21 protein-coding genes are annotated in these 20,553 nt (G+C 72.4%); 12 read left to right on the top strand and 9 right to left on the bottom strand.

Annotated elements, in window-relative coordinates; translation table 11 throughout:
• Positions 1-31: 31 nt before the first annotated feature.
• The 4 genes from ACFYP4_RS32240 to ACFYP4_RS32255 are packed head-to-tail and all read right to left on the bottom strand — an operon-like array spanning position 32 to position 3,636.
• Positions 32-1,123: an amidohydrolase family protein gene (locus ACFYP4_RS32240; protein WP_358855066.1), complete on the bottom strand. Its 1,092-nt coding sequence runs from the start codon at positions 1,121-1,123 to the stop codon at positions 32-34.
• A gap of 34 nt (positions 1,124-1,157) precedes the next feature.
• Positions 1,158-1,958: an amino acid ABC transporter ATP-binding protein gene (locus tag ACFYP4_RS32245; protein ID WP_388790292.1), complete on the bottom strand. Its 801-nt coding sequence runs from the start codon at positions 1,956-1,958 to the stop codon at positions 1,158-1,160.
• Positions 1,955-2,788 (bottom strand): amino acid ABC transporter permease, encoded by an 834-nt coding sequence (locus ACFYP4_RS32250; RefSeq protein WP_358855064.1) that lies wholly within the window; start codon positions 2,786-2,788, stop codon positions 1,955-1,957. The genes ACFYP4_RS32245 and ACFYP4_RS32250 overlap by 4 nt, the downstream gene beginning before the upstream one ends.
• On the bottom strand, positions 2,785-3,636 hold the full coding sequence (locus tag ACFYP4_RS32255) for a transporter substrate-binding domain-containing protein (RefSeq protein ID WP_358855063.1): 852 nt from the start codon (positions 3,634-3,636) through the stop codon (positions 2,785-2,787). Before ACFYP4_RS32255 ends, ACFYP4_RS32250 begins: the two co-directional genes overlap by 4 nt.
• 244 nt (positions 3,637-3,880) lie before the next feature.
• Between ACFYP4_RS32255 and ACFYP4_RS32260 the strand changes: the two genes are divergently transcribed.
• From ACFYP4_RS32260 to ACFYP4_RS32275, 4 genes are all read left to right on the top strand, one after another.
• Positions 3,881-4,981: an aminotransferase class V-fold PLP-dependent enzyme gene (locus ACFYP4_RS32260; protein WP_358855084.1), complete on the top strand. Its 1,101-nt coding sequence runs from the start codon at positions 3,881-3,883 to the stop codon at positions 4,979-4,981.
• A 521-nt stretch (positions 4,982-5,502) separates the two neighbouring features.
• On the top strand, positions 5,503-6,048 hold the full coding sequence (ectA, locus tag ACFYP4_RS32265) for a diaminobutyrate acetyltransferase (protein ID WP_358855062.1): 546 nt from the start codon (positions 5,503-5,505) through the stop codon (positions 6,046-6,048).
• A gap of 56 nt (positions 6,049-6,104) precedes the next feature.
• Entirely contained in the window at positions 6,105-7,379 is a 1,275-nt protein-coding gene (ectB, locus tag ACFYP4_RS32270) for a diaminobutyrate--2-oxoglutarate transaminase (RefSeq protein WP_358855061.1), read from the top strand.
• Between the two features lie 34 nt (positions 7,380-7,413).
• Entirely contained in the window at positions 7,414-7,812 is a 399-nt protein-coding gene (locus ACFYP4_RS32275) for an ectoine synthase (RefSeq protein ID WP_358855060.1), read from the top strand.
• Between the two features lie 67 nt (positions 7,813-7,879).
• On the opposite strand, the gene ACFYP4_RS32280 is transcribed toward ACFYP4_RS32275, so the two are convergent.
• From ACFYP4_RS32280 to ACFYP4_RS32300, 5 genes are all read right to left on the bottom strand, one after another.
• Positions 7,880-8,929: an aminotransferase class V-fold PLP-dependent enzyme gene (locus ACFYP4_RS32280; RefSeq protein WP_388790297.1), complete on the bottom strand. Its 1,050-nt coding sequence runs from the start codon at positions 8,927-8,929 to the stop codon at positions 7,880-7,882.
• A 126-nt stretch (positions 8,930-9,055) separates the two neighbouring features.
• A complete protein-coding gene (locus ACFYP4_RS32285) occupies positions 9,056-9,775 on the bottom strand; it encodes a DsbA family oxidoreductase (protein ID WP_358855712.1) in 720 nt (239 codons plus the stop codon).
• 74 nt (positions 9,776-9,849) lie between these two features.
• Positions 9,850-10,356 (bottom strand): GNAT family N-acetyltransferase, encoded by a 507-nt coding sequence (locus ACFYP4_RS32290; RefSeq protein ID WP_358855711.1) that lies wholly within the window; start codon positions 10,354-10,356, stop codon positions 9,850-9,852.
• Between the two features lie 72 nt (positions 10,357-10,428).
• Positions 10,429-11,037 carry a DUF1349 domain-containing protein gene (locus ACFYP4_RS32295; protein WP_358855710.1) on the bottom strand — a complete coding sequence of 203 codons (609 nt, stop codon included), beginning with the start codon at positions 11,035-11,037 and terminating at the stop codon, positions 10,429-10,431.
• 26 nt (positions 11,038-11,063) lie between these two features.
• On the bottom strand, positions 11,064-12,593 hold the full coding sequence (locus tag ACFYP4_RS32300) for an aldehyde dehydrogenase (NADP(+)) (protein ID WP_388790301.1): 1,530 nt from the start codon (positions 12,591-12,593) through the stop codon (positions 11,064-11,066).
• Between the two features lie 132 nt (positions 12,594-12,725).
• Here ACFYP4_RS32300 and ACFYP4_RS32305 point away from each other — a divergent pair, with 132 nt between their 5' ends.
• The 8 genes from ACFYP4_RS32305 (at position 12,726) to ACFYP4_RS32340 (ending at position 20,422) form a co-directional block, all read left to right on the top strand.
• Positions 12,726-13,499 carry an IclR family transcriptional regulator gene (locus ACFYP4_RS32305; RefSeq protein WP_358855708.1) on the top strand — a complete coding sequence of 258 codons (774 nt, stop codon included), beginning with the start codon at positions 12,726-12,728 and terminating at the stop codon, positions 13,497-13,499.
• A 1-nt stretch (position 13,500) separates the two neighbouring features.
• Positions 13,501-13,971, top strand: a complete 471-nt coding sequence (locus ACFYP4_RS32310) for a GNAT family N-acetyltransferase (protein WP_358855707.1) — start codon at positions 13,501-13,503, stop codon at positions 13,969-13,971.
• A 251-nt stretch (positions 13,972-14,222) separates the two neighbouring features.
• On the top strand, positions 14,223-15,254 hold the full coding sequence (locus ACFYP4_RS32315; protein ID WP_388790305.1) for a hypothetical protein: 1,032 nt from the start codon (positions 14,223-14,225) through the stop codon (positions 15,252-15,254).
• The gene (locus ACFYP4_RS32320) at positions 15,251-16,522 is read left to right on the top strand and encodes a histidine kinase (protein ID WP_358855705.1); all 1,272 of its coding nucleotides are present in this window, start codon (positions 15,251-15,253) and stop codon (positions 16,520-16,522) included. Before ACFYP4_RS32315 ends, ACFYP4_RS32320 begins: the two co-directional genes overlap by 4 nt.
• Positions 16,519-17,175 carry a response regulator transcription factor gene (locus tag ACFYP4_RS32325; RefSeq protein WP_358855704.1) on the top strand — a complete coding sequence of 219 codons (657 nt, stop codon included), beginning with the start codon at positions 16,519-16,521 and terminating at the stop codon, positions 17,173-17,175. Before ACFYP4_RS32320 ends, ACFYP4_RS32325 begins: the two co-directional genes overlap by 4 nt.
• Before the next feature lie 82 nt (positions 17,176-17,257).
• Entirely contained in the window at positions 17,258-18,709 is a 1,452-nt protein-coding gene (locus ACFYP4_RS32330; RefSeq protein ID WP_388790309.1) for a peptidoglycan D,D-transpeptidase FtsI family protein, read from the top strand.
• Positions 18,710-19,001: 292 nt separating this feature from the next.
• Positions 19,002-19,568: a SigE family RNA polymerase sigma factor gene (locus ACFYP4_RS32335; protein ID WP_358855702.1), complete on the top strand. Its 567-nt coding sequence runs from the start codon at positions 19,002-19,004 to the stop codon at positions 19,566-19,568.
• Positions 19,565-20,422: a hypothetical protein gene (locus tag ACFYP4_RS32340; RefSeq protein ID WP_358855701.1), complete on the top strand. Its 858-nt coding sequence runs from the start codon at positions 19,565-19,567 to the stop codon at positions 20,420-20,422. The genes ACFYP4_RS32335 and ACFYP4_RS32340 overlap by 4 nt, the downstream gene beginning before the upstream one ends.
• Positions 20,423-20,553: the final 131 nt, after the last annotated feature.

Consider the following 20,553-nt stretch of genomic DNA (forward strand, 5'->3'; position numbering starts at 1 on the left):
CGCCGCGTCGACCGGGGAGGTGCGCGCGAGGTCAGCCGACGGGGTTGCCGTTCACGATCACCCGGCGCGGTGCGGCGAGCACGCGGACGTCCGCGCGGGGATCCTCGGCGTAGACCACGAGGTCCGCGGGTGCCCCCTCATCGAGTCCCGGCCTGCCCAGCCAGCGCCGGGCGTCCCATGCGGTCGCGGACAGCGCCGCCAGCGGCGGGATGCCCGCGGTGACGAGTTCGGCGACCTCGCCCGCGACCAGTCCGTGCGCGAGGGAGCCTCCGGCGTCGGTGCCGACGTAGACCGGGATTCCGGCGTCGTACGCGGCCCGTACCGTGTCGTAGCGCCGCTCGTGCAGCCGTCGCATGTGCGCCGACCAGACGGGGTACTTGGCGTCACCGCCCGCCGCGAGCCGCGGGAAGGTGGCGATGTTGACGAGCGTGGGGACGATCGCGACGCCCCGCTCGGCAAAGAGCGGGATGGTGTCCTCGGTCAGACCGGTCGCGTGCTCGACGCAGTCGATGCCCGCCTCGACCAGGTCCCGCAGGGAGTCCTCGGCGAAGCAGTGGGCGGTGACGCGGGCGCCGAGCCGGTGGGCCTCGGCGATGGCCGCCTCGACGGCGTCCCGCGGCCAGCAGGCGCTCAGGTCGCCCGTACCGCGGTCGATCCAGTCGCCCACCAGCTTCACCCAGCCGTCGCCGCGCCGGGCCTCCCGGGCCACGTACGCGACGAGGTCCCCGGGCTCGATCTCGTGGGCGTAGCCGCGGATGTAGCGGCGGGTGCGGGCGATGTGCCGGCCCGCCCGGATGATCTTCGGGAGGTCGTCGCGGTCGTCGATCCAGCGGGTGTCGGACGGCGAGCCGGCGTCCCGGATCAGCAGGGTGCCCGCCTCGCGGTCGGTGAGCGCCTGCTTCTCCGCGACGTCCTCGGGCACCGGCCCGTGCGGTCCGAGCCCGACGTGGCAGTGCGCGTCGACGAGACCGGGCAGCGCCCAGCCCCGCACGGTGCGGACGTCGTGGGCGCCGGCGGGGCGCGCGTAGGAGATCCTCCCGCCGACGACCCACAGTTCGTCCCGGACGTCGTCGGGGCCGACGAGCACCCGCCCCTTCACGTGCAGCACCGCGCGATCACTCATGACCGCACCCTAGTTCCTGGCCCGCGCGCCCCGGCTAGAGGCCCTTCTCGGCCGTCCCGGCCGTGCCCTCCTCCACGTCCGCCATCGCCGGGTCCAGCAGCCGGGACAGGAAGTGCCGGGTGCGTTCGTGGCCGGGGTTGCCGATGACCTGTGCGGGGGCGCCCTCCTCGACGACCACACCGCCGTCCATGAAGACGACCCGGTCGGCGACCTCGCGGGCGAAGCTCATCTCGTGGGTGACGACCATCATGGTCATGCCCTCGTTCGCGAGCATCCGCATGACGGCGAGCACGTCCCCGACGAGCTCCGGGTCGAGGGCCGAGGTCGGCTCGTCGAAGAGCATCACCTCGGGGCCCATCGCCAGCGCCCGGGCGATCGCCACCCGCTGCTGCTGGCCGCCGGACAGCGAGGCGGGGTACGCGTCGGCCTTCTCGGACAGGCCGACCCGGCGCAGGTTCTCGGCGGCCACCCGGGCCGCCTGCGCCTTGTCGCGGCGAAGGACCCGGCGCTGCGGCAGCGCGAGGTTCTCGGTCACCGTGAGGTGCGGGAAGAGGTTGAACGCCTGGAAGACCATGCCGATCCGGCGGCGGACGGCGTCGATGTCGACGTCGGGGTGCGTGACCTCGGTGCCGCCGACGAAGACCTGCCCCTTCGTGGGCTCCTCGAGGAGGTTCACGCAGCGCAGCAGGGTCGACTTGCCGGAACCGGAGGGGCCGATCACGCAGACCACCTCGCCGGTGCCGATCTCCAGGTCGATGCCGCGCAGCACCTCGTTGGCGCCGAAGGACTTGTGCAGCCCCTTGACCTGGATCTCCGGTGTGCTGGACGTGCTCACTTGGTGGCCTCCCCGGCCTTGGCCTCCAGGCGCCGCACGACGAAGCCGAGCGGCACGGTCACGAGCAGATAGCACAGGCCCGCGACCAGGATCGGCGTGGAGTTGGCGGTCTGGCTGGCCAGGTCGCGGCCGAACTTGGTGAGTTCGCGCTCCTCCAGCGTGACCCCGAGGAACAGCACCAGCGAGGAGTCCTTGAAGAGGAGGACCAGTTCGTTGGTGAGCGGCGGGATCACGATGCGGAACGCCTGCGGGATGATGATCGAGACCATGGCCCGGGCGTGCGAGAAGCCCAGGGAACGGGCCGCCTCCATCTGCCCCTTGGGAACCGCTTGGATGCCGGCGCGGATCGTCTCCGCCATGTACGCGGCGGAGACCAGGCCGAGGGCGAGCGCCACCTTGCCGTAGGTGCCGCCCGGGATCTCCGTGCCGGGGAACGCCAGCGGTACGGCGACGCCCACGAAGACGAAGATCAGCAGGGCCGGCAGTCCGCGGAAGACCTCGATGTAGATGCCGGAGAGCCAGCGGTAGGGGCCCACCGGCGACAGCCGCATGAGGGCGATGACCATGCCGAGCACGAGGCCGAAGACGAAGCCGGACATCGTGTACAGCACGGTGTTCTTCAGGGCCAGCGTGATGACGTCCGGGAACATCTGCCGGACCAGGTCCCATTGCGCGAACTGGTTCTTCAGCCGCCCCCAGTCCGCCGTGAGCGCGAAGGCGATCAGGGCGGCGACGAACACGACGTACTGGACACCGCGCGACACGGCGCGTTTCTGCCGCCGGGTCAGGCCGGACTTGCGGGGCTGGACCGTGGTGCCCGCTTCACTCATGAGGCGGACGGGGAGGCGGTCGCCGCGGACTCGTCGTACGGGCCGATCCACTTCTCGTACAGCTTCTTGTACGTGCCGTCGGCCTTGGCGTCCTTGAGCGCCTTGTTGACCGCGGCGACCAGCTTGGTGTTGCCCTTCTTCACCGTGAAGCCGTACTGCTCACCGGTGTTGAGGTTGCCCACCACCTTGAAGGCGTCGGCGTTCGCCTTGTCCTTGAGCCAGCCCTGGACGACCGGGTAGTCGATGATGACGGCCTGGACCTGGCCGGAGCGCAGGCCGTTGATGACCGCGTCCGAGGACTCGAAGGAGACCGGGTCGAAGCCCTGCTTCTTCGCGTAGTCCTCGCCCGTGGTCTGCGCCTGGGCGCCGAGCTTCTTGCCCTTGGACTTCACGTCGGCGAGGGAGTTGACGCCGCTCTTCCTGTCGACCAGGACGGCCTGCGTCGCGTCGAAGTACGGGTCGGAGAAGTCGACGTTCTTCTTGCGCTCCTCGGTGATCGTCATGCCGGCGGCGGCGAGGTCGCACTGGCCGGAGTTGAGGAACGCGCCGGTCTTGAAGTTCTCGAACGGTGTGTCGACGATGGCCTGCTTCACGCCGAGGTCCTCGGCGACCAGGTCGATGAGGGAGACGTCGAAGCCCTGCACCTTGCCGTCGACCTCCGACTGGAAGGGCGGGTACGGCAGGTGGGTGCACGTGGTGAGCTGACCGCCCTTGACCAGCGTGACCCCGCCGGCGGTGGTCTTCTTGCCCCCGTCGTCGTCCGAGGAGCAGCCGGCCACGAGCAGCAGCCCGGCCGTCGCGGTGGTGGCGGCCAGAATGCGGGTCCGGCGTCCGAGGACCGAGTTCACGGGGGACCTCCTGTGAGGGAACTGAGGCTTCTGATTATAAGGAAAGGTTTGGGTTGCTCAAATCAATCCGATGGTCACTGGGCCGTCCGGCCTCGGATCCCGACCCCGGAGGGGGCACGGAGCACCGAACGCGGGCCCGCCCGGACCTTGCCGGGGCCGCCGCGGGACCGCCCGTTACGCTCATACCGCGTATCCACGTACTGGAATCCGCGTACTGGAACCCGTGAGTGAAGAGAGCGTCGCCGTGACCCACCCCTTCCTGGACCTGGCCCCCTTGACCGCGGCGCACTTCGCGTCGATCGAGGACCGGGTGGCCCGGCTGCTGTCCACCGGGCAGGACGTCGTGATCATGCAGGGCGAGGCGCTGCTTCCGCTGGAGGGCGCGATCCGCGCCACCGCGGGACCGGGGACGACGGCTCTCAACATCGTCACGGGCCCGTACGGGCAGACGTTCGGCGACTGGCTGCGGGACTGCGGGGCGCGGGTGATCGACCTCGCCGTGCCGTTCCACGCGGCCGTCACGGCCGGGCAGGTCCGAGCGGCGTTCGCCGAGCACCCGGGGATCGACTTCGTCTCGCTCGTGCACGCCGAGGCGGCCACCGGCAACACGAACCCGGTCGGCGCGATCGGCGAGGTGGTACGGGAGCACGGCGCGCTGTTCTACCTGGACGCCGTCGCCTCGATCGGCGCCGAGCCGGTGCTGCCGGACGCCTGGGGCGTGGACCTGTGCGTCATCGGGGCCCAGAAGGCGATGGGCGGGCCCGCGGGCGTGTCGGCGGTGTCCGTGAGTGAGCGGGCGTGGGCGCGGATGGCGGCGAATCCCGCGGCCCCGCGCCGGTCGTACCTCTCCCTTCTGGACTGGAAGGAGCGGTGGATCGACGGCGGCCGCAAGGCGCTGCTGCACGCGCCCGCGCAGCTGGAGATGCTGGCGCTCGAGGCGTGCGTCGAGCGCATCGAGGCCGAGGGGCCGGCCGCCGTGATGGCCCGCCACGCCTCGGCGGCGGCGGCCACGCGCGCGGGCGCCCTCGCACTGGGCGGGGGCATCGAGCCGTACGTGCACGAGGTGTCGGACGCCGCGCCCGTGGCGACCACGCTGCGGACGCCGCCCGGGATCGACGCGTCGGGGCTGGTGGCGCGGGCCCTGGCCGCCGATCCCGCGCTCCCGCTGGTCGCGGGCGGGGGCGCGCTCGCCAAGGAGATGATCCGGGTGAACCACTACGGTCCGGACGCGACGCGCGGTGTCGTGCGGGCCTGCCTGACGGCACTGGGGTCCGCGCTTGCCGAGCTGGGCGGCGCGGTGGACCTGGAGGCGGCGGGGCGCGCGGTGTCCGACGTGTGGGAGTGATCCCGGCCCCGTGGGCCCCGCGCCCGGGGCCTCCCCCGGGCAAGTGATGCGCCCCGGCCGTCCGGCTGGGGCGTACCCCTCGGACGCGCGCGTCGGCCCCTTCACGTGAGGCGTCCCACGACGTCGGAGCATGCCGCGCGCGGGGACGGCCCATCTCTCCGAGTTGCAGAAATCCGCCACGTCCGCAGAAATGCAGCGCAATGCAAAGCGCTTTTCCCCGCCCATTCACTCAGCATTTTCCGGAATAGCTTTCGCTTTGCTCTTCTGCCCGCTTTCGCTGATGCTAAACGCAAAGATTTCGCGAACGCCGGCCGAGGGAATCCGGGCAGGTCGCATCCACGCCACCGCGCTGTGATGCACTCCACAAGACGTCCATTTCCTCCCCCCTTATACGGACAGAACGCTGGATATCGCCTCGACCGAACCGGGCGGCTCGCGCCCGCGTGATAACACATGCCCGGCGTGTTCGTAACCCCGGCCGACGATGCAATTTCAACTTTCGCTGGGTAAATTCAATCGGCATGACCGCCGCACCAGCAGACCTGCAAGCGGAATTCCTGGGAATGCCCGAGGGCCTCCGGATCGACCGTCCGGAGGTGGCCGACGGGGCCGCGCTCTGGCGCATCGCCAAGGACTCCGGAAACCTCGACCTGAACTCCTCGTACAGCTACCTCCTGTGGTGCCGTGACTTCGCCGGCACCTCGGCGGTGGCCCGGGACGCGGAGGGGAACCCCGTCGGTTTCGTCACCGGCTACGTCCGCCCCGAGCAGCCGCACACGCTGCTCGTGTGGCAGGTGGCCGTCGACGGCGACTACCGCGGACGCGGACTGGCCGCCGCGCTGCTCGACGGGCTGACCGCCCGGCTGGCGAGCGACAGCGAGCGCAGGCCCGAGTTCGTCGAGACCACGATCACGCCGGGCAACACCGCCTCCGAGCGCCTGTTCGCGTCGTACGCCGCACGCCACGGCGCGGCCCTGGAGCGGGAGGTCCTGTTCGACACCGGGCACTTCCCGGACGGGCCGCACGACCCCGAGGTGCTCCACCGCATCGGACCGCTGTCCCTCTGAACCGCCGTCCCCCTCCGGCATCCCCCACGACTTCATCTCCCAGGAGGAGATTCGCTGTGACCATCACCCAGCCCGACCTGAGCGTCTTCGAGACCGTGGAGTCGGAGGTGCGCAGTTACTGCCGCGGCTGGCCCACCGTCTTCGACCGCGCCCAGGGCAGCCGCATGTACGACGAGGACGGGCACGCCTACCTCGACTTCTTCGCGGGCGCCGGGTCGCTCAACTACGGCCACAACAACCCCGTGCTCAAACGCGCCCTGATCGACTACCTGGAGCGCGACGGCGTCACCCACGGTCTCGACATGTCGACGACCGCCAAGCGCGCCTTCCTGGAGTCCTTCCAGAACCTGATCCTGCGCCCGCGCGACCTGCCCTACAAGGTCATGTTCCCGGGCCCGACGGGCACCAACGCGGTGGAGTCCGCGCTGAAGCTGGCCCGCAAGGTGAAGGGCCGCGAGGCCATCGTGTCCTTCACCAACGCCTTCCACGGCATGTCGCTGGGCTCGCTCGCCGTCACCGGCAACGCCTTCAAGCGCGCCGGCGCCGGCGTCCCGCTCGTGCACGGCACCCCGATGCCGTTCGACAACTACTTCGACGGCCAGGTCCCGGACTTCCTCTGGTTCGAGCGGCTGCTCGAGGACCAGGGCTCCGGTCTCAACAAGCCCGCCGCCGTGATCGTCGAGACGGTGCAGGGCGAGGGCGGCATCAACGTCGCGCGCCCCGAGTGGCTGCGGGCCCTGGTCGACCTGTGCGAGCGCCAGGACATGCTGCTGATCGTCGACGACATCCAGATGGGCTGCGGCCGCACCGGGGCGTTCTTCTCCTTCGAGGAGGCGGGCGTCACCCCGGACATCGTCACCGTGTCCAAGTCCATCAGCGGCTACGGACTGCCCATGTCGCTGTGCCTGTTCAAGCCCGAGCTGGACATCTGGGAGCCGGGCGAGCACAACGGCACCTTCCGCGGCAACAACCCGGCGTTCGTGACCGCCGCCGCCGCCCTGGAGACGTACTGGACCGACGGGGCCGCGATGGAGAAGCAGACCCGGACCCGCGGCGAGCAGGTCGAGCAGGCGCTGATCTCCATCACCGAGGAGAACCTCGCCGACATCAAGGAGTACCGGGGCCGCGGCCTCGTCTGGGGCCTGGAGTTCAAGGAGAAGGAGCGGGCCGGCCGGGTCGCGCAGCGCGCCTTCGAGCTCGGTCTGCTCATCGAGACCTCGGGCCCGGAGAGCGAGGTCGTCAAGCTGCTTCCGGCGCTGACGATCACGCCCGACGAACTGGATGAGGGCCTGCGCACCCTCGCCCGCGCCGTCCGCGAGACCGTCGCCTGACCGCGTACGCACCACAGAAAGGCAGCAACTCACCGTGATCGTCCGATCGTTCAAGGACATCGAGGGCACCGACCGTCATGTGAAGGCCAAGTCCGGCACGTGGGAGAGCAAGCGCATCGTGCTGGCCAAGGAGAAGGTCGGGTTCTCCCTCCACGAGACGACCCTGTACGCGGGCACCGAGACGTCGATGTGGTACGCGAACCACATCGAGGCGGTGCTCTGCGTGGAGGGCGAGGCCGAGCTGACCAATGACGAGACCGGCGAGAAGCACTGGATCACGCCGGGCACGATGTACCTGCTGGACGGCCACGAGCGGCACACCATGCGGCCCAGGACCGACTTCCGGTGCGTCTGCGTCTTCAATCCGCCGGTCACCGGGCGGGAGGACCACGACGAGAACGGCGTGTACCCCCTGCTGACCGAGGAGGTCTGACCGCCTGCGCACCGCGTTCCGGGCCGGCACCCCTGGGGTGCCGGCCCGGGCGGTTCTCCGCCGGCGGTCAGCCGGCGAGGACGTCGAGCAGCCGGTCGACGTCGGCGGGGGTGTTGTAGAGGTGGAAGGCCGCCCTCAAATTGCCCGCGCGGTCGGAGACTTCGACGCCCGCCCGGCTCAGTTCGGGCTGCCGGTGGCCGAGCCGCGGGACGGAGACGATGGGTGAGCCGGGGGCCGGCACGGGCGCGTGCCCGAGCCGGTCGAGCCCCGCCCGGAACCGGTCGGCGAGCGCGAGGTCGTGCGCCCGTACGGCGTCCACGCCCAGTTCCCCGATCAGGGCCAGCGAGTGGCGGGCTCCCGCGTACGAGAAGAGGCTGGGGCTCTCGTCGAACCGCCGTGCGGAGTGGGCGAGTTCCTCGACCGGGCCGTAGCAGCTGTCCCAGGGGCGCTCGCCCGCGACCCAGCCGGCGAAGACGGGGGTGAGGCCGCCGAAGTCCTCCGGGACGACCAGGAAGGCCACGCCCCGCGGGCAGAGGAGCCACTTGAAGGCGACGGAGGACACGAAGTCGTACGCGTCCGCGTCGATCGGCAGCCAGCCCGCGGCCTGGGACACGTCGACGTACGTCCGCGCCCCGTGCGTGCGGGCCGCCTCCCTGATCGCGACCAGGTCGGCGACCCGGCCGTCCGCGGACTGCGCGGCGCTGACGGCGACCAGTGCCGTGCCCGGGCGGACCGACTCGGCGATCCGCTCCAGCGGCACCGCGCGCACCTTGAGGTCGCCGCGCACGTGGAAGGGGTTCACGACCGAGGTGAAGTCCGCCTCGGCGGTGAGCACTTCGGCGCCCGCGGGGAGCGAGGCGGCGATCAGACCGGTGTAGACGGCGACCGAACCGCCGGCCGCCACCCGGCTGCCGGGGACGCCGGCCAGCCGGGCGAAGGCGGCCCGGGACGCCTGCACGTCCGCGAACATGTCCTGCGGCCGGCCCGCCGCCACGGACTCGACGCCGGCCCGTACGGCGTCGACCGCGCGGACCGGCAGCAGTCCGGTGCTCGCCGTGTTCAGATAGGTGTTCTTCGGGGCGAACTCGGCTCGTACGAGGCTCTCGAAGGTCTCCATGGGACCACTCTGCGGCCCCGCGAAGCCCCCGTCCATTGCCCGTTTCTGCGGGCTTTCACCAAGAAACGCTTATACGTGCGCCCCGACCTGCGGTTTCTCCGTCGGCCGGGTGCCCGGTCCGCGGGTTCAGTTCCCCGGGACGGCGCAGCCGTCGGGGCCGCAGGCCTGCGCGTCGCCGCCCGGCTCCTGGATCAGCGTCAGCGCCGGCCGCTCGCCCCAGGCCTGGGCCAGGGCCTGGGTGAAGACCTCGGTGGGCTGGGCGCCGGAGATGCCGTACGTGCGGTCGAGGACGAAGAAGGGGACGCCGGTCGCGCCCAGCTCGGCGGCCTCGCGCTCGTCCGCGCGCACCGCTTCGGCGTAGGCGGCCGGGTCGGCGAGGACCGCGCGGGCCGCGTCCGCGTCGAGGCCGGCGGCGACGGCCAGCTCCACGAGCCGTTCGTCGTCGTCGAAGACGGACCGCTCCTCCGCGAAGTTCGCGCGGTAGAGGAGGTCGATCAGTTCGTCCTGGCGGCCCTGCTCCCCGGCGAAGTGCAGGAGGCGGTGCATGTCGAAGGTGCTGCCGTGGTCGCGGCCCTCGGTGCGGTAGTCCAGGCCCTCCGCGGCGGCGTTCGTGCCGAGGTTGTTCTCGGCGGCCTGCGCCTGTGCCTCGCTCATCCCGTACTTCCTGGCCAGCATCGGCAGGACGAGTCCGGTGTCGCCCTTGGCGCGCGTCGGGTCCAGCTCGAAGGAGCGGTGCACCACCTCGACCTCGGCCCGGTGCGGGAAGGCGGCGAGCGCCTTCTCGAAGCGGGCCTTGCCCACGTAGCACCACGGGCAGGCGATGTCGCTCCAGATCTCGACGCGCATTCTTCGGCTTCTTCCAGGTCGTACGGGTACGGAGACGCCCTCCGCCACATACGTGAACGTTCAAGCGGCTGGGGTCATTCCCCCGGCACCGCGTAGCGCAGGACCAGGTGGTGATCGTCCTCGGCGGGCGGGTGCTCCGGGTCCGGGACCCAGCCCCGGCGCGCGTAGAAGGCCCGGGCGCGCAGGTTCTCCACGTGCACGTCCAGCGAGGCCGCGCGCTTCCCGTCCGCCTGCCACTCCTCGACACAGGCCGCGTGCAGCGCGGTGCCGAGGCCGGTCCGCCAGTGATCGGGGTCGACGTGGAACTGGAAGAGCTTCACGGTGTCGCGGGGCGCGCCCTCGGGGGTGCGGAAGGAGGCGAGGGCGGCGATCCGGCCGCGCTCGACCAGGCACAGCACGTGTCCTTCCGGGCGGTCGATGGCGCTCCGCCAGTTGGCGAGCCAGTCCGTGCCGTCGTCGGGGAGGCCGTCCGGGTAGTACGTCGCCCGGGCCCGGGCGTGCAGGGCCGCGACCGCGGGGGCCTCGGCGGGCAGCGCGGTCCTGATCACCCGGTGCACCCGGGCCACACGGTCTCCGATCACGCAACGGAGGACGTGACGGGCGGCGCGATGGTTCCGCGCCGACCGGACCGGGTGCGGCGGGCGGCCCGGTGCTCAGCTGCCGTCCCGCAGGTCCTTCGGCCAGGTGGGGCGGTACTCGATGGCGTCGTACGTGACCACGCAGCCCTCGCCGAGGGGCGACTGCGTCATGAAACCGACGAGGGCCGCCCCGGACGCTTCCTCGTCGGCCAGGGTGAACAGCCGGACGAAGGTCCAGCGGACGCCGTCGTCGGAGGCGTGGAAGGCGAAGGCACGACCCGTGCGGCTGATCCGGAGCCAGACGGAACCGCCCTCGACGGTGAAGGAGTTGGCGTCGTCGGAGTGCCCCCGGGTGACCACCGTGCAGACGGTGGGCACGTCCGGGGAGTACTCCAGGCAGAGCTTCGCCCAGGCCCGCTCCGCCACGTGCACGTAGAGCACCCCGGCGTCGAAGGAGGCGGTGAACCCGACCGTGACGCGGGCCACCAGCTGGAAGTCGCCCTCGGGCGCGCCCAGCAGCCGGGGCGCGTCGGTGGCCGGGTCCAGGGCCTCACCGGTGGGCGGCACGAAGCGGTCCTGCCGCGCGCCCGCCCGTCCGGTGAGCACTCCGTCCTCGTACGACCAGTGGCCGTCCGGCCCGTACGTGCGCAGGGGGAAGGGGAGTTCGGGAAGTTCGAGGTCCATCCGCCGAGTCTGCCAGGGGGGCGGGGTCAGCGTTCGAGCCGCCCGTCGTAACGGCGGGGCAGCCCCAGCGGGTTGTCGTCGCGCAGCTCCGGCGGCAGCAGGGCCTCGGGAGCGTTCTGGTACGCCACCGGGCGCAGCCAGCGCTCGATCGCCGTACCGCCCACGGAGGTCGAGGTGGAGGTGGTCGCCGGGTAGGGCCCGCCGTGGTGCTGGGCCGGCGCGACGGCGACGCCGGTCGGCCAGCCGTTGACCAGGACACGGCCCGCGAGCGGGGTCAGCTCCGCGAGGATCTCGGCGCCGCGCCCCTCGCCGGCCGCTTCCTCGGTGGAGAGGTGGACGGTGGCGGTCAGGTTGCCCGGCAGCCGGGAGAGGACCGCGCCGGCCTCGGCGTCGTCCTCGTAGCGTGCGACGACCGTGAGCGGGCCGAAGCACTCCTCGAGGAGCAGGTCGTGCTCGCCCTCGGCAGCCAGCTTGTGCGCGGGCACGGTCAGGAAGCCGGGGCTCACCGTGTGCTCGCCGCCCGCGCCGGGGGTGACCGGGGACTCGACGCCTTCGAGGCCGGTGCGTTCGGCGACGCCCGCGAGGAAGTTGTCCCGCATCCGGTGATCGAGCAGGACCCCGGCCTCGGTGTCGCTGACGGCGTCGGTGAGGGACTTCAGCAGCCGGTCACCGGCGTCGCCCGAGGGTGCCAGTACCAGGCCGGGCTTCACGCAGAACTGGCCGACGCCGAGCGTCATCGAGCCCGCGAGCCCGGTGCCGATCGCCTCGGCGCGCTCGGCGGCGGCGGCTTCGGTGATGACGACGGGGTTGAGCGAGCCGAGCTCGCCGTGGAAGGGGATCGGCACGGGGCGCGCGGCCGCCGCGTCGAAGAGGGCACGGCCGCCGCGGACCGAGCCCGTGAAGCCGGCTGCCGAGACGAGCGGGTGCTTGACGAGTTCGACGCCCGCCTCGAAGCCGTGGACCAGGCCGACGACGCCCGCGGGGATGTCGTGCCGGGCGGCGGCCCTGCGCAGGGTCGACGCGACCAGCTCGGACAGGCCCGGGTGGTCGGGATGGGCCTTGACGACGACCGGGCAGCCCGCGGCGAGCGCGCTGGCGGTGTCGCCGCCGGCGACCGAGAAGGCGAAGGGGAAGTTCGACGCCGAGTAGACGGCGACGACGCCCAGGGGCACCTTGTAGCGGCGCAGGTCCGGTACCGGCGGGGTCGCGGTGTCGTCGGGGTGGTTGATCACGACGTCGAGGAAGGCGCCCTCGTCGACGATGTCCGCGAAGGCCCGCAGCTGGTAGCAGGTGCGGGCGAGTTCGCCGGTGAGGCGGACCGGGCCGAGCGCGGTCTCCGCGTCGGCGGCCTCGACGAGCCGGTCCTTGGCCTCTTCGAGCAGGTCGGCCGCCGTGCGCAGGAAGGCGGCGCGTACGGTGCGGTCGGCGAGTGCACCTCTGGCGGCGTGCGCGGCGCGGACGGATTCGTCCACCTCCTGGGCCGTGGCCTCCACCGCGACCTGCTCACGCTGCTTCCCGGTACGGGGGTCGACACTCCAGACTGGTGCTGCTGCCACCGCGGGTTCCTCCAGATGTGATGCCGTACTTCCTGTGTCACGCACCAGCCGCGTTCGATATACTGAACGCCGTCTCTGATGGTGAATATGCTGTTGGAGACTATTTCGCGTCCAACGAAGGGGTCAAGCGCGATGTCGGCAGTCGAGACAGGCGGCGGGGCACAGGTCAAGTCCGCGGTACGGACCGTGGAACTGCTCGAGTACTTCGCCGGCCGGCCCGGAATGCACTCCCTGGCCGCCGTCCAGGAGGCCGTCGGCTACCCCAAGTCGAGCCTGTACATGCTGCTGCGCACGCTGGTGGAGCTCGGCTGGGTCGAGACGGACGCGACCGGCACGCGGTACGGCATCGGCGTCCGCGCCCTGCTGGTCGGCACGTCCTACATCGACGGCGACGAGGTGGTGGCCGCGGCCCGGCCCACGCTGGACCGGTTGTCGGACGACACCACGGAGACGATCCACCTCGCCCGGCTCGACGGGACGAACGTCGTCTATCTCGCCACCCGCCAGTCGCAGCACTACCTGCGCCCCTTCACCCGGGTGGGACGGCGGCTGCCCGCCCACTCCACCTCCCTGGGCAAGGCGCTGCTCGCCACCCACACCGACGAGCAGGTCCGCAAGATGCTCCCGGAGACGCTGCCTGCGCTGACCGAGCACACCATCACCGACCGGGAGAAGCTCATCGAGGAGCTGCACCAGGTGCGGGAGCAGGGCTTCGCGGTGGACCGCGAGGAGAACACGCTGGGGCTGCGCTGCTTCGGCGTCGCGATCCCCTACCGCACGCCGGCGCGGGACGCGATCAGCTGCTCCGTGCCGGTGGCGCGGCTCACGCCCGCCCACGAGCAGATGGTCAAGGACGCGCTGTTCGACGCCCGTGACCGGCTCACCCTTGCGACGCGGAGGCTCTGAGGTGGAGGTGGTCCTGCGCCCGGTGCACGACAGCGATCTGCCGGTCTTCTTCCGGCTGTCGAACGACCCCGAGTCGAACCGCATGGCCGCGTTCACGGCCGGTGACCCGGCCGACCGGGACCGGTTCGACGCCCACTGGCGCCGCGTCCGCGCCTCGTCCGCCGTGGTGCGCACGGTCCTCGCGGACGGCGACGTGGTCGGCAGCGCCGCTGTGTACGGCGAGCCGGGTGAGCGCGAGGTGACGTACTGGATCGACCGCGCGTACTGGAGCCGGGGCATCGCGACGCGGGCCCTGCGCGCCCTGCTCGCGCTCGTCCCCGAGCGGCCGCTTCAGGCCCGCGCCGCCGCGGACAACACGGCGTCCCTGCGGGTCCTGGAGAAGTGCGGCTTCCGCGAGACCGCCCGCACCCGCGGTTACGCCGACGCCCGCGCCGAGGAGATCGACGAGGTCGTCCTCTCCCTGCGGGCCTGACCCCCGGGCCGGGGAAATCGGCGCCGGCGTCCTCACCCCGCGGGCCCGGCCTCCGGGCCAAGGAGCTCGACGACGTCGTCCTGACCCCCGGCCCGAGGGGCTCCACGAGGTCGTCCCGACCCCGGTGGGCCTGCTCCCCCGGACACCGGGACGGCTCGCAGGACGGACGACCTTCCTCTCCCCCGCACGGCGGAGGCGGATCGTCGGCACGCAGGACGCGGGGCGGGAGGCCGCCGCGGGACCGTGAGGGCATGTCGCTTCCACCGGGTTCCTCCACCGCCCCCGTCACCGAACCCTCCCGGGCCTCCGCGCGCGGCCGGGCCGACCGCGTCCGCCACGTCCTGCGCGCCGTCGCCGTCGTCTCCTGCCTCCCGTATCTCGGCCTGAAGACCGCCTGGATCGCGGGCAGTCACCTCGGCATCCCCGAGGGCAGCTCCCTGCTGGAGCACCGGGCGCAGATGGCCGTGGCCAACGCACTGACGGTGCTGATGGACGGCGCCGTCATCGTGATCGTCCTGCTGCTGACCCGGCCCTGGGGGCGGCGCGTGCCGGCGTGGCTGCTCGCCGTCCCGATGTGGGTGGCGACCGGGCTGCTCGTGCCGGTCATGACCGGGTTTCCGTTGCAACTGCTGGTCAGGGCGCTCGGCGGTTCCGTGCCGGAGTCCGGGGACGCCGGCAAGGAACCGTTCCTCGACGAGTGGGTGTTCGGGGTCGTGTACACGGGGTTCATCGTGCAGGGCCTCGCGCTGGGCACACTGTTCGTCCTGTACGCGCGGGACCGCTGGGGGCACCTGTGGCGCGGCCGGGTACGGGAGCTGCCCGCGAGCGCCGTGGGATCCGCCCAGCGGGCGACCGCCGTCGCCGGGGCGGTCCTCGCCCTGTTCCCGGTCACCGCTCATCTGCTGTGGGCCTGCGGCAGTTCGGCCGGACTGAGCACCGGGCGTGCCGCGGACCGGACCGGTGACTTCTACGTCCTCGAGGTCCTGGACGCCGGGTTCCTGCTGTCCGCCGTCGCCGGCGCCTGGCTGCTCGCGTTCCGGCGGGGGCGCGCGCTGCCCGCGCGGGTGCCGCTGGCACTCGCCTGGACCGGTTCCGCGGCCACCGCCTGCTGGGGCGGCTGGCTGGCGCTGGCGAGCCTGGGCCCGGTGGACGACATTTCCCGGCGCCCCACGGAGGCGATGACCCTCACCTACGCTGGGCAGATGATCGTCGGCATGCTCGTGGTCACCATCGGCGCGCACTTCCTCGCGGAGCGGTCCGTCCGGGCGGAGCGGCCGGTGTGAGCGGGTTCATCCGGTTCCTGTTCGGACGGCGGGCGCGGCGGCGGTGGATCCACCTCATCCTCGGCGGCGCGCTCGCGATGCCGTACGTCTTCGTCGGCGAGCTCGTCGTGGGACCGCTGACGGACGCGCAGTACGTCTTCAACTCTCTCCCCCTCCAACTCGCCTCCTTCGCGCTCGGGTTGCCGCTCGCCGCGATCACCGCGCTCTTCCCGCCGGCCCGGCCGCTGTCGGTGGCCGTCGTCCGGGCGCTGTGCGGTGTCGAGGGCGACGGGCTCGCCGAAGGGCCCGCGCGCACCCGGGCGGCCCGGCGCCGCACCGCCGCCTGGTTCACGCTGCATCTGGGTCTCGGCGGGGTCATCGCCGGAATGTCCCTGGCCGTACCGCCGTTCGCGGCCGTGCTCATCGCGCTGCCCGCCGTCGCCGGGCTGCGCGACTCCCGCCTCGGGCTGCCCGAAGTCCTGGACGCGCCCTGGGCGTTGGCTCTCTCTCCGGTCGCCGGGGCCGCGTCGCTGATCGCGCTGGCCGCCTGCGCGGCCGGGGCGGGCCGCCTGCTGGCCCGCGCCGCGCCCGTCCTGCTGGGGCCGGCCCCGGAGGACCGGCTCGCGGCGGCCGAACGGCGCGCCGCGGACCTCGCCGTACGCAACCGCCTCGCCCGCGAGCTGCACGACTCCGTCGGCCACGCGCTCAGTGCGGTCACCCTCCAGGCGAGCGCCGCCCGGCGTGTCCTGAACACCGACCCCGGCTTCGTCCGCGAGGCGCTCGCCGCGATCGAGGACACCACCCGTCGCACGGTGGGTGAACTGGACGCGGTGCTCGGGATACTGCGGGAGGGCGACACGCCGCAGGACGCGGGCGCCGGTGCCCGCTCCGCCGCCCCCGCTCCCACGCTCGCCGATCTCGACGGACTGCTGCGCCGCATCCGCGCCGGCGGTCTCCCCGTCACGGCGGCCGTCGAGGCGGACCCCGGGTCGGTGCCCCCGCTGGTCTCCCGGGAGGCGTACCGCATCGTGCAGGAGGGGCTCAGCAACGCGCTGCGGCACACCGGGCCGCGGACCCAGGTGCGCCTGCGGATCGCCCGCGACGGCGAGGAACTGGAGATCACCGCCGAGAACCCGGTCACGGGCGTCCCCGCGTCCCGCCCGGGCGGCGGTCACGGTCTGCGCGGCATCGCGGACCGGGCCCGGCTGCTGGGCGGCACGACGCAGGCCGGTCCGGTGGACGGGGTGTGGCGCCTGTACGTCCGACTCCCGCTGGAGGGACCCGCATGAGCGGCCCGACGATCCGCATCGTCCTCGCGGACGACGAGCGCATGGTGCGCACCGCGCTGCGCGCGATCCTCTCCGCCGAGGACGGCCTGGAGATCGTCGGGGAGGCGGCGACCGGCGCCGAGGCGGTGTCGGTGGTGCGCCGACTGCGGCCGGACGTCGTCCTGATGGACGTCCGCATGCCGGAGACCGACGGCATCCGCGCCACCGAACAGATCCTCGCGACACTCGACGACCCGCCCCGCATCGTCGTGGTGACCACGTTCGAGAACGACTCCTACGTCTATGAGGCGCTGCGGGCCGGGGCCAGCGGCTTTCTGCTCAAGCGGGCCGACGCGGACGCCCTCGTACAGGCCGTCCGGCTGGTCGCGCGCAGCGACAGCCTGCTGTTCCCGGCGGCGGTACGGGCGCTGGCCGCCGCACACGCCCGCCCCGAGCCGCCCGCGTGGACGGCGAGACTCACGGACCGCGAGCGCGACGTGCTGCGGCTGATGACCACGGGCCTGACCAACGCGGAGATCGCCGCGCGGATGGGGGTGGGCCCCGCGACGGTGAAGAGCCATGTGGCGGCCGTGCTGGCGAAGACGGGCACCCGGGACCGCACGCAGGCGGTGATCGCCGCCTACGAGGCAGGCTTCGTGCGGAGCTCCGCCTGAGGGCTCCGCTTCATGAACGGCGGATGAGAAATCCGGACGGAAGGGAACGATTCGCGCCCACCCGTTCGTCCTCCTGAGCGCGATGAACAAGACGATCAGACGTGCCGCCGTCTTCACCCTGCTGCTCGTGATCACCCTGCTGGTCAGAGCGACCTGGGTGCAGTTCTACGACGGAAGGGCACTCGCGGACGACAAGCACAACCGGCGGAACGCGATCGAGCAGTACGCGCACCCGCTCGGGGACATCATCGTGGCCGGCGACGCGATCACCGGCTCCGCACGGACGAAGGGCGGCGACCTCGCGTACAAGCGCACGTACACGGACGGCAGTCTGTACGCGGCGGTGACGGGCTACAGCTCCCAGGTCTACGGGGCGACCCAGCTGGAGGGCATCTACCGGAGCCTGCTCGACGGCACGGACAACCAGCTGAAGAACCCTCTGGACACCCTCACGGACAAGCGCGCCGCCCCGGGTGACGTCGTCACGACGATCGACCCGGACGTGCAGAAGGCCGCGTACGAGGCCCTCGGCGACAAGAAGGGCGCGGCGGTCGCGATCGACCCCGAGACCGGCCGGATCCTCGCGGCCGTCTCCACGCCGTCGTACGACCCCGGCCTGCTCAGCACCGGGAACGACAGCGTCTGGAAGAAGCTGACCCGGTCCTCCGGCAAGCCGATGACGAACCGGGCGCTGCGCCAGCCGCTGCCGCCCGGTTCGACCTTCAAGCTGGTCGTGGCGGCCGCCGCGCTGGAGGACGGCCTGTACGCGGACGTGGACACGCGGACGGACAGCCCGAACCCGTACACGCTGCCGGGCACGACCCGGGTCCTGGCGAACGAGAACGCCTCCGCCCCCTGTGAGAACGCCTCGATCCGGGTCGCCCTCCAGTACTCCTGCAACAACGTCTTCGCGAGGATGGCCGTCGCTCTGGGCCAGGACAAGGTCCGGGCGATGGCGGAGAGGTTCGGCTTCGACGACGAGACGCAGGACGTGCCGGTGCGCGCGTACCCGAGCGGGTATCCGAAGGACATGGACCCGGCGCAGACGGCACTGACGGGCATCGGCCAGTTCGACGTGACGGCGACCCCCCTCCAGATGGCCATGGTCTCGGCGGCCGTCGCCAACGACGGCAAGCTGGTCTCGCCGCACATGGTGGCGCGGACCAGCGACGCCGACGGCAACGTGCTGAAGGACTACGACGGCAGCACGGAGACCCGAAGGATCGTCAGCTCCGCCACGGCCGGGCAGCTGCGGTCAGCGATGCGCACGGTCGTCGAGGACGGCACGGGCACGAACGCGCGGATCGACGGCGCCACCGTGGGCGGCAAGACCGGTACGGCCCAGCACGGCGAGAACAACAGCAAGACGCCGTACGCCTGGTTCACGTCGTACGCGAAGTCGGACTCCAACGGCAAGGAGGTCGCCGTGGCGGTCCTGGTCGAGCAGTCCGACGCGGCCCGCTCGGAGGTCAGCGGCAACGGCCTGGCCGCCCCGGTCGCGAGGGCCGCGATGCGGGCGGCCCTGGAGGACTGAACCGGCGGCGCACCGACGAAGGGCCGCCCCCGCTCCCGGGGGCGGCCCTTCGTCGCGCTTGCTCTCCTCACGGACACCCGCCGCAGCGTTCCCGTGTCGCACCGCGTGCGGGCTTCTCCCGTGTCACGTCATCGAGTTCGGCCTGCCATACGCTGTTCGAAGACTCGTACGAAACGCTGGTACGCTCTCGGATCTCGCCCCGGCGGACCATCGGTCGGCGCCGGGGTCGAACGGGAGCCGTAAACGCACGCACCCGCACCGGTTGCCGAGAAGCCGCGAGGAGAGGTCGCCCGTGGGCACTGTCGTCGACGACGCCGCCTCCGTGGAGTTCCACGCCTTCTTCGAGCGGCACTACGCGGAACTGGCCCGCCTGGCGCACCTGTTGACGGGTGAGGCGGACGCGGCCGACGATCTCGCCGCGGACGCGCTGCTCGCGCTGTGGCACCGCTGGGACCGGGTCCGCGCGGCGGACCGTCCGGTGGCGTACGCGCGGGGTGTGGTCGCCAACCTGGCCCGTAGCCGCATCCGCAGCGCGGTGCGCGAGCGCCGGCGGGTCACCCTGTTCTGGGCGCAGCGCGAGGACAGGGTCGAGAACCCCGACGTACCGGGTGTGGTGGACGTCCAGGAGGCGCTGCGCCGGCTGCCGTTCCGCAAGCGCGCCTGTGTGGTGCTGCGGCACGCCTTCGACCTGTCGGAAAAGGACACGGCGCTCGCACTCGGGGTCTCGGTCGGTACGGTGAAGAGCCAGACCTCCAAGGGCATGGCCGAACTGCAGCGGCTTCTCGGCACGCAGGAGGCGCCGCAGCGCGTGCACGCGGCGGTGCTGCGGACGGGCGGAGCCGGAGGAAGGGACCGATGAGGGAGGCGCAGGACGTGCACGACGAGCTGCGCAGCGGGCTGCGGGAGGCGGCCGCGGCGCACGAGCCCGACCGTGCGCGCATCCTGGCCCGCGTCGAGCGCGGGATGGCGGGGGCCGGCGAGCGGCCCTCCCGTGCGGCCCGCCCCCCGGTGCTCGGCTGGACCCGGGTCGTCGGGGCGACCGCCGCGGTCGCCGGGGTCCTCGCGGTGGGCGGGTACGCGGTCGCCTCGGCCGTGCGGGACGAGAGTCCCGCCCAGCGCGCCGCCGCGGTCTCGCCGGTCCCCGATCCCTCCCCGGGTGCGACGAGCCGGGCACCACTGCCGCCGGACCCCGCGCACGGCTCCGGTCCCCCGGAACAGTCGCGGAAGCCGCACACGCCCGCGTCCCGCCCCCCGTCGCCCGGGAAGTCCGCGTCGGCGACGCCGCGCCCGCCCGCGGCGGGCGTCGAGGACGGCCCGCTGTGGTCGGACGGCTCGGTCGACCCGCACAGCAACGACTTCTGGGCGCAGAGCGACGTGACCCTCAAGACCGGTGAGCGACTCACCTCGCTCACCGTCGAGTTGAGGATCGCGCAGACGGGCGGGGTGACCTCGGCCGGTGCCTGGCGTTCGCTGCCCGAGGCCGACTTCACGCTGACGGTGACCGAGCGCGGGGGCTTCCTCGTCTACACGTGGGTGCTGAAGTCCGGCCGCAGCGTGCCGCCCGGCGAGTGGGTGTTCGCGGGCCAGTACGACCATGCCCGCGGCGGCCGGGACGCGAAGGACGACAGCTACGCGGCGACCGCCGGGACCGCGGACGGGACGCTGCGCGTGGCGGGCGACTTCGCGCGCCGGAACGCCGACGACGACTCCTGAGGGCGACGCCTGGAGTGGACGTCCGCGCGCCCTGCGGAGAAGCCGTGCGAAAAAAGATCGGCGGACGCGGCAACCCTTTCCCGGCGGGCGGCGACCAGGAGACGTAAAGATCTCCTCCCACCCCAAGGAAC

Origin of the sequence: Streptomyces sp. NPDC005551, from assembly GCF_042871785.1 — a bacterium.
Classification (GTDB): Bacteria; Actinomycetota; Actinomycetes; order Streptomycetales; family Streptomycetaceae; genus Streptomyces.